Here is a 7,482-nt window from a genome sequence, read left to right as displayed (position 1 = left end):
CCTTCCAAATAAACCTTTGGGTCTAAAAGTCGCAATTTGGTGTAAAACATTATTTTCGTCAATTCTGAATTCTAACCAAGCTTCACCTGGCAAACGCATTTCAGCAAACAATAACAATCTTTTTTCTTTTTTATCGGCTAATAAAACACGCCAAAAATCTAGAGAATCACCAGAGGCAATTTCATTTAAATGGGTTCGACCTCTTTGTAAACCAACACCACCTACTACTTTATCCATGAAACCTCTAATTTCCCAAAGCCAATTGCCATAATACCAACCTTTTTCACCACCAATAGACCAAATATTTTCTAATACTTTTTCTGGATTTTCAATTTGAATTGATTTCTCATCTTTTAAACAACCATAAGTTGGAACCTGAATGTAACCGCTTAAATCTTCTTTAAATCTACCACTTACCAAGCTGTCTTTCCAACTTGAAACCACTAAATTTTGTTCAATTTTTAAGAAAGCTAATTTGATAGCTTCAACATACGAAATAGGTTGTACGTCTAATATTTCACGCAAACGATTGTCTTTGCAAACGACTTCCATTCGCATGCTATCTACCAGATTTACTGCTAATTTATAGGATGTTGAGGTAACAAAATACAACCAATAAGAAGATAATTTTGGAGTCATAACCGGTATGGTATAGATCCAAAGTTTTATCTTTCTTGTCTTAGCATAGGAAAGCATCATTTGTTTATAAGTAATAATATCTGGTCCACCAATATCAAAGGAATCATCATAGCATTTTTCATTCAGCATGACACCAATCAAATACTGAATCACATCGCGTATAGCAATAGGTTGACATTTTGTTAAAACCCATTTTGGAGTTATCATTAAAGGAAGTTTTTCGCACAAATCCCTAATAATTTCAAAAGAAGAACTTCCAGAGCCAACAATTATGGCTGCTCTTAAAACGGTAGTTTTGAAATTTCCTTCATATAAAATTTCTTCTACGTTTAACCTCGATTGTAAGTGTTTTGAAAGGGTATCTTGGTTGACAATTCCACTAAGATAAACAACTTGCTTTACACCAATTTCATCTAAGTAAGTATTAAAATTTTTAGCGGCTTTAGATTCTAATTCATCAAATTTATCAGTAGAAGAGGACATGGAATGAATCAGGTAAAAAGCAACATCAAACTTAGCTGGAAGATTTTCAAGGGATGGTTCTTCTAGGAAGTCAAGTTCCCAGATGGTTATTTTGGCAAGCGTTGCGGCATCAAGTCCAAGTCTGTTTTTATTTCTTACACAACAGACCACTTCATGGCCATTGTTTAGTAATTCAGGCAAAAGTCTTTTGCCAACATAACCATTTGCACCAGTAAGAAGAATTCGCATTATTTTTAAATTTTCTTAAAGTTAAGAAAAAAAAGAAATAATAGCGTTTGATTTAATAAAATTTGGCAATTGTTTACACACCTCTTACAATGCTCAAAATAGCACTTATGATGTATTGAATTCCAATAGCAATAGTTAAGAAACCTACAATCCTAGAAATAGCTACAATTCCAGATGAACCAAGAATTCTAGATAAGAAATAAGCACTTCTTAAGATTAAATAAATGCTTATTGCTACAGCTAAAATAGCAAAACAAGAACTTACTATTTCATAAGTAGTAATCATTTTGTCCGATTCTTTTAATTGTTGATAAAAAGCAATTAATAAAGACATGGATCCCGGACCAGCAAGCATTGGCATGGCTAAAGGAGTTAAAGCGATATCACTTCTTTCTTGAGCTTCCTCTTCTGCTTTTTTATTAATTCCTTTGTTTTTACTGAATTTACCATTCAACAAGCCAAAACCTGAATTAGTAATAATAATTCCACCAGCAATTTTTAAAGCTGTTATGGTAATTCCGAAAAAAGATAAAACATATTGTCCAACAAAAAAAGCAATCATTAATATAATAAATACATTAATGGCTGTCCATAAAGAAGTCTTTGAAAGTTCTGTTTTGTTGTAACCTTCAGTCAATCCTACAAATATTGGAACAGTTCCAATAGGGTTTAAAACTGAAAATAATGCAGCAAATAAGAGTAAGAATACTTCCATTTATTTTTTTTACAAATGTAGTATAAATAGTTTTATTTCGTTTTATTAAAACATTAATTTATGAATTCGTAAGGTTGTTTCATTTTTTGATTGTCAACTTTATTCATGAATTCCTTTATTTTTTTGACATTTTTTGAAGTATCAATGCTTATGAAATGATGATCAATGTGAAATGTAATCAAATTACCCGGTTTAAAAACGACTAATTTATAAAAAGGAATAACTAAGGCATAAACTTCTAATTGGGATTGAAAACCAATTATAATTCCATTAGGTCTTATCTCCACATTAGCGTGTTTTGTCGCGTTGTTTTTATTTAAAATCAATCCGATTTCCTGACTAGCTTTTGTGATAACTAGTCTAGGTGAACCAACCCCTCTCATTTTTATGTTTTCTAGAAGTCCAAAAGATTTTCCCACTAAATCATTAATGGTTTTCTTGATTTTTTTATCGTTGTGTGAAATGTTTAAAAGCATTTTTATTTAAAATTAATTATAAAATTAAAGTTAAATACAACAGTTAGGAAATATTTATAAATTGTTTATTCGTATTTTTGCGCCATTAAAAAACAAATATGAAAAAGACATTAGTAATTGGAGCTTCAACAAATCCAGAAAGATATAGTTTTAAAGCGATTAATAGTTTAGTAGAACACAACCATACGGTAGTAGCAATTGGTCAAAAAGTTGGCGAAGTAGGTGGCGTAACTATTCAAGCAAAAGCGATACCTGCAACAAAAATACATACCGTTTCTTTGTACCTTAATGCAGTAGCTCAAAGAGATTATTATAATTACATTATTGGTTTAACGCCAAAAAGAGTTTTGTTTAATCCAGGTACAGAAAACCCTGAATTTTATCAATTGCTTAAAGCAAACAGCATTAAATATGAAGAAGCTTGTACCTTAGTTTTACTTTCTACGAATCAATACTAATCCAAGGAAAGTTAAAAATCCATTTACCATTAAGATTTCAAAGCCAAAGGCATAATTAAACCAAACTTCCCCGTAAGCATTTAATAAAAGAGAGATTAGTACAGCTAGTATAGCTACAATAGGTACTAATTTGTCTTTTACATTCCATTTGGTAAATAATCCGAAACTATATAGTCCTAGTAAAGGACCATAAGTGAATCCTGCGAATTTTAATACTTTGTCAATGATGCTTACATCATTAAATCCATATTTGAAAACCATAATGACAAGTATGGAAATCACCACAAATAGCAAGTGAATTTTCTTTCTAACGGCAACTTGTTTTGCAGCGTCATATCTTTTCTCAATATTTAAAATATCAATACTGAATGATGTAGTTAAAGAAGTTAATGCACTGTCTGCAGATGAAAAAGCAGCAGCTATAAGTCCAAGAATAAAACTAAAAGCAACTACAACGCCAAGATAATTGTTAGCTAAAACAGCAAATAATTGGTCTTTGTGCGCGTCAATTCCGTTTTTCAAAGCGTATTCAGTAAATAGCAACCCTAATACTAAGAATAAAAAGTTCACAAATGTTAAGACAATGGTGAACCAAAACATATTCTTTTGGGCATCTTTTAAACTTTTACAAGTTAAATTTTTCTGCATCATATCTTGGTCTAAGCCAGTCATTACAATTGCAATAAAAGCACCAGAGAAAAATTGTTTCCAAAAGTATTTTGGAGAACTCATATCGTCAAAGAAAAAGGTCTTAGAGAAATCACTATCAGCTACATAAGAAGAGATAGAAGAAATGTTCAAGCCTAAATCTTGAGAAACAACGACAATACAAATCACAACCGAAACTAACATAAATAAGGTCTGTAAAGTATCAGTCCAAATAATAGTTTTTATTCCAGATTTATTAGTGTAAACCCAAATTAAGAATATTATAGAGGTAACGGTTATCCAATAAGGAATACCTAGCGGTTCAAAAACGAGAGTTTGCAAAACATCAGCCACTAATAAAAGCCTTAAATTTGACCCAACAGTTCTTGAAACAATAAAAAACCAAGCTCCTGTTTTGTAGGAGTAATTTCCAAAACGTTCTTCTAAATAAGTGTATATAGATGTTAATTGTAATTTATAATACAAGGGAAGAAGTACAGTTGCAATAATAAAATAACCTAAAATATACCCAATTACAATTTGAAAATAAGCAAATTGTGCCGCTTCAACTTTTCCTGGAACTGAAATGAATGTTACACCAGAAAGAGAAGCTCCAATCATTCCAAAGGCTACCAAATACCAAGGCGATTGCCTGTTGGCTTTAAAAAAAGTATCATTGCTTGAATCTGACTTTTTTCCAGTAAAATAAGAAAATAAGATAAGTACAGTAAAATAAGCAAGTACTAAAAGTAAAATGGATAGGGGTTGCATGGGGTTAGTTTTTTGCACAAAAATAATAGAATAAAATTAAGTACAAATTTTTTATTGAAATAACTATATTTGTAACGTATGGAATTATCATCAAAGAAATTAGAAAAGGCCGTAAATGAAATGGCTCAATTACCCGGAATAGGAAAACGAACAGCCTTGCGGTTAGTGCTACATTTACTAAAACAACCCAAAGAACAAACACAGTTTTTAACTGAAGCCTTGCAACACATGCGTCTAGAAATTAAGTTTTGCAACAATTGCAATACCTTGTCGGATAATGATGTTTGTGATATTTGTTTAAATCCAAAAAGAGATAAAACTATAATTTGTGTTGTCGAAGACATTAGAGATGTAATGGCTATAGAGAATACAGGTTTGTACAAAGGATTATATCATGTTTTAGGAGGACGAATTTCACCAATTGATGGAATTGGTCCCTCACAATTGAGTATTTTTCCAATTGTAGAAAAAGTAAAATTAGGAGAAGTAAAAGAGTTGATTTTTGCTTTAAGTTCAACCATGGAAGGAGATACTACAAATTTTTACATTTACAAGCAAATTCAAGAGTACGATATTAATGTTTCTACAATTGCAAGAGGAATAGCTATTGGAGATGAATTAGAATACACAGATGAGGTAACGCTTGGAAGAAGTTTATTACACAGAATTCCATTTGAAGTGTCCATAAAAAACGTTTAACAGTTTAATAGTGTTATATTTATTACCTCTTTTAAAGCTTTTGTTTATATTTGCCAACTAATTTCTATGGAATGAGAATTTTAAATTTTTTTATACTATTTATTGTTGCAACATCATTGTTTTCGTGTATTCCGAATAAAGACCTGATTTATCTTCAAGATTATGGAAATAAACCAGACGGAATCACAATAAATGAATTTGATGCTAAACCTTATAGGGTTCAAGTAAATGATATTTTGAGTATAAACATAAAAGCAATTGATCAAAAATTAGTGGAAATGTTTAATGCCTCCATCCAACAAACACAATCCCAAACGGCTCAAGGGATATATTTCTCTGGATATAATGTAAACCAGCACGGAAATATTAGAATTCCAGTTTTAGGAGAAATGAATGTTTTAGGATTTACCTTAGAAGAAATAAGAGTCGCCGTAGAAAAAAAATTAACGGATGAATATTTTACTACAGAAGCTAGAATTTTTGTTACCGTAAAATTAGCGGGTTTTAATTATACAGTTAATGGTGAAATTGGAAAGCCAGGGACTAATGTATTGTTTCAAGAAAAAGTTACTATTTTAGAAGCCATTGCAAATTCGGGAGATATTAATATTACAGGAAACAGAAAAGAAGTGCAAATATTGAGAAAACAGCCTCATGGTTTTGAAATATATTCATTAGATTTAACAGACGCTACTATTGTAAATTCACCTAATTTTTACATTCAACCTAACGATTATATAATAATAAAGCCCTTAAGGCAAAAATCATGGGGAACAGGAGTGACAGGTATACAAACACTTGGTACAATAATTACGGCTTTGTCTTTAGTTACAACTACAATTTTATTGATTAGAAACTAAATATGTTAGATATAAAAGACTTTAATATTCTAGAAACACAAAACACCTTTGATTTTAAAGGTTTTTTGTCAAAGTTAATACGCTATTGGAAGTGGTTTGTCCTATCTTTAATTTTAGCTTTTACGGTTGCCTACCAAGTAAATATTCGCAAAGAAAAGATTTACGGTATGGAAACCTTAATAGTAGTCAAAGATGAAAACAACCAGCTTTTTTCTTCAAGCACAAGTTTAGTTTTTAATTGGGGAGGAACCTCAGATAAGGTACAAACAGTAATTACTACTTTAAAATCAAGGTCTCATAACGAAATAGTTGTAAGCAATCTTCAATATTATATAAATTACCTTAAACAAGGAGATTACAGCCTACAAGATGCTTATGGCGAAACTCCTTTCAAAGTTAGTATTGATGAAAATAAAGGACAAGTTGCCAATCAATTGATTAAAATAAAGTTTTTAAATCAGAATCAAATTGAACTTTCAACCACATTTGATAATCCCATAGCTAATTTAAACCACTATGCAGACAACACCAAGAGTACAACTAAAGTACCTATTGGTGATTTTAAAAAAACGTTCAGCATAAATGAAAAAATTGAATTGCCTTTTTTAAGTTTTAAATTAACACAAGATTTGATGAATCTTAATAATTTAACACAAGAATATTTTATTAAGTTTTCAGATTTTAATGGAACGGTTGCAGGCTATAGAAATGTGGAAGTAGAAGCCGACATAAAAGGAGGTTCAATAATTAAAATTGCAAAAGCAGGAACAAATAAAGCCAGATTGGTTGATTTTCTTAACGCCACGGTCAATACCTTAAAAAGACGTCAATTAGACAGTAAAAATCAATTTGCAACCAACACAATTAGTTTCATTGACAGCACATTGATTGATGTTGAAAAACAAATGAATGAAGCCGAGGGAGATCTTAAGGATTTTAGAAGAGATAAAAATGTATACATGCTTGAAGGGGGTGGAGAAGCATTAACAACAAAATTATCTGAGTATGATGTGGAAAAAGATATTGTCAATAGAAAAATAGCTTACTATAATTTATTAAAAAATTACCTAGAAAAAAATAACGATTATTCTAAATTACCAGCTCCCTCAGTTGCCGGAATTGAAGATCCAAATATTATAGGCAATGTTTCCAGATTAATTGAACTTTCTGCGGAACGATCAGAGTTAGCCTATTCTGTTAAGAACGATAAGATGTTTGCCGAATTTGATGTTCAGATGGAATCGGTAAAAAAGGTATTGTTAAATAATATTACCAGTTCAAAAAGTGCTTTACAAATAGATTTATCATTGCTTTCAAGAAACATAAATACGGCAGAAAGTACTATTGGTCAATTGCCAGATCAACAACAAGACCTAATAAAATTTACCAGAAAATTTAACCTTAAAGATAATATATATACTACTTTTCTTGAGAAAAGAGCAGAAGCAAATATTATAAAAGCTTCTAATTTATCGGATATTGAGTTTATTGATCCAGCCAAAGAT

At 30.7% G+C, this 7,482-nt stretch carries 8 protein-coding genes; 4 read left to right on the top strand and 4 right to left on the bottom strand.

Translation table 11 applies throughout. The features are described from left to right. From AACZ53_RS12745 to AACZ53_RS12735, 3 genes are all read right to left on the bottom strand, one after another. Positions 1-1,350: SDR family oxidoreductase (locus AACZ53_RS12745; RefSeq protein WP_339839121.1), on the bottom strand; the 1,350-nt coding region annotated here is incomplete at its 3' end. Between the two features lie 73 nt (positions 1,351-1,423). Then, positions 1,424-2,065, bottom strand: a complete 642-nt coding sequence (locus AACZ53_RS12740) for a MarC family NAAT transporter (RefSeq protein WP_339839119.1) — start codon at positions 2,063-2,065, stop codon at positions 1,424-1,426. A 53-nt stretch (positions 2,066-2,118) separates the two neighbouring features. After that, positions 2,119-2,541: a hypothetical protein gene (locus AACZ53_RS12735; RefSeq protein ID WP_339839116.1), complete on the bottom strand. Its 423-nt coding sequence runs from the start codon at positions 2,539-2,541 to the stop codon at positions 2,119-2,121. Between the two features lie 98 nt (positions 2,542-2,639). On the opposite strand from AACZ53_RS12735, the gene AACZ53_RS12730 reads away from it, so the two are divergent. Continuing rightward, the gene (locus AACZ53_RS12730; RefSeq protein ID WP_339839113.1) at positions 2,640-2,999 is read left to right on the top strand and encodes a CoA-binding protein; all 360 of its coding nucleotides are present in this window, start codon (positions 2,640-2,642) and stop codon (positions 2,997-2,999) included. Here the strand turns inward: AACZ53_RS12730 and AACZ53_RS12725 are convergent. Further along, complete coding sequence (locus AACZ53_RS12725) at positions 2,976-4,418, bottom strand: sodium:solute symporter (RefSeq protein WP_339839111.1); 1,443 nt, start codon at positions 4,416-4,418, stop codon at positions 2,976-2,978. The two genes, AACZ53_RS12730 and AACZ53_RS12725, sit on opposite strands and share 24 nt — an antisense overlap. 78 nt (positions 4,419-4,496) lie before the next feature. On the opposite strand from AACZ53_RS12725, the gene recR reads away from it, so the two are divergent. The 3 genes from recR to AACZ53_RS12710 form a co-directional block, all read left to right on the top strand. Further along, the gene (recR, locus tag AACZ53_RS12720) at positions 4,497-5,117 is read left to right on the top strand and encodes a recombination mediator RecR (RefSeq protein WP_339839108.1); all 621 of its coding nucleotides are present in this window, start codon (positions 4,497-4,499) and stop codon (positions 5,115-5,117) included. A gap of 71 nt (positions 5,118-5,188) precedes the next feature. Beyond that, positions 5,189-5,977, top strand: a complete 789-nt coding sequence (locus AACZ53_RS12715) for a polysaccharide biosynthesis/export family protein (RefSeq protein WP_339839105.1) — start codon at positions 5,189-5,191, stop codon at positions 5,975-5,977. A gap of 2 nt (positions 5,978-5,979) precedes the next feature. After that, a partial coding sequence (locus tag AACZ53_RS12710) for a Wzz/FepE/Etk N-terminal domain-containing protein (protein WP_339839103.1) occupies positions 5,980-7,482 on the top strand: 1,503 nt, incomplete at its 3' end.

The organism is uncultured Flavobacterium sp. (genome assembly GCF_963975005.1).
Lineage (GTDB): Bacteria > Bacteroidota > Bacteroidia > Flavobacteriales > Flavobacteriaceae > Flavobacterium.
Note: the sequence above shows the minus strand (reverse complement) of the source record. Positions and strands in the feature narration are given on the sequence as shown.

What these genes read in the sequence shown, in the direction of transcription:
- AACZ53_RS12740 (WP_339839119.1), bottom strand. Translation starts at nt 2,065, where the DNA reads ATGGAAGTATTCTTACTCTTATTTGCTGCATTATTTTCAGTTTTAAAC.
- AACZ53_RS12735 (WP_339839116.1), bottom strand. Translation starts at nt 2,541, where the DNA reads ATGCTTTTAAACATTTCACACAACGATAAAAAAATCAAGAAAACCATT.
- AACZ53_RS12730 (WP_339839113.1), top strand. Translation starts at nt 2,640, where the DNA reads ATGAAAAAGACATTAGTAATTGGAGCTTCAACAAATCCAGAAAGATAT.
- AACZ53_RS12725 (WP_339839111.1), bottom strand. Translation starts at nt 4,418, where the DNA reads ATGCAACCCCTATCCATTTTACTTTTAGTACTTGCTTATTTTACTGTA.
- recR (WP_339839108.1), top strand. Translation starts at nt 4,497, where the DNA reads ATGGAATTATCATCAAAGAAATTAGAAAAGGCCGTAAATGAAATGGCT.
- AACZ53_RS12715 (WP_339839105.1), top strand. Translation starts at nt 5,189, where the DNA reads ATGAGAATTTTAAATTTTTTTATACTATTTATTGTTGCAACATCATTG.